2 pseudogenes are annotated in these 898 nt (G+C 52.4%); one reads left to right on the forward strand and one right to left on the reverse strand.

Annotated features, from left to right (window positions below):
* Window positions 1-703, forward strand: a pseudogene (locus NW815_RS11635) (IS630 transposase-related protein); the annotation flags it as partial.
* A 68-nt stretch (window positions 704-771) separates the two neighbouring features.
* Here the strand turns inward: NW815_RS11635 and NW815_RS11640 are convergent.
* A pseudogene (locus NW815_RS11640) lies at window positions 772-898 on the reverse strand (molybdopterin molybdenumtransferase MoeA); the annotation flags it as partial.

An 898-nucleotide genomic window follows, 5' to 3' on the forward strand; every position in this document is an offset into this window, starting at 1 on the left:
ACCCAGAAGCTCGACTGAAGGATAGAGCCCAGAGGTTTGGCGTCCATCCCAGCGCTATTTACTATGCTCTTAGGAAGATGAAAACAACGCGAAAAAAAAGAGTTAAGGCACCGAGAGCGGGATTGGCAAGAGAGAATCCAAGAGAGAATCAACGACTCTAGGGTCTTGAGGGAGTTGGTTCAGAAGTATGGAAGTGAGAGTTTAGCTTACAATGGGCTCTGCACCGCTGACGCGAATGATGAGAGAATGACGAGACAGGGTTTGGGGAGATACGCACCTGTTTTATGCTTGGCCAAAGAGAGGGGAGAAAGTTTATGGGAAGAGAGAGAGCTGAGTAGCCGGTAGGAGGAAGGAGAGAGGGGGTTTGATAGCCCCGACGCTTTTTCAAGTAGCTCGAATGCGGAAGAACTTGAGGGACACTAAATGCCGAGTTTGGAGAGGACATCTGTATTGACTCTGGGCAATGGGCCGATTCAAAGGCCTAGGGCCTGCTCGGCGAACGGAAGGGAAGGATAAAGGATTTGATGAAAGCGGCAGGGCAGGAGGTGGTTTTTTGCTGAGGCCCTCGCCAGACTTGAATGAGATTGAGGGTGACTTTAGTGCTCTCAAGAGGGCAAGGATGCATGCTGATAGAGGAACTTCTGTGGATGAAGTGATAAGGCCTGCGGTCCGCTGTTGCAGACGGAACTGTTGTACTGGCTAGCGTCTCATTGTTATTTGGATTGACTATGGCGGCTATTCCAGCAGCAGCGAGAGGAGGGCTAGGGATCTTCAGGGCAGTTGCAGCACCTGAACGGGCGAACCAGCAGGGATCTGGGTTGTTCCCACCGGCAGCACAGCCAAGGCATTACAGCCGGCCAGACTGATGAGATTGCCGGAATTGAGGTTGGCGGCGGGC

Origin of the sequence: Synechococcus sp. R6-7 (genome assembly GCF_047461695.1) — a bacterium.
Taxonomy (GTDB): domain Bacteria; phylum Cyanobacteriota; class Cyanobacteriia; order Thermostichales; family Thermostichaceae; genus Thermostichus.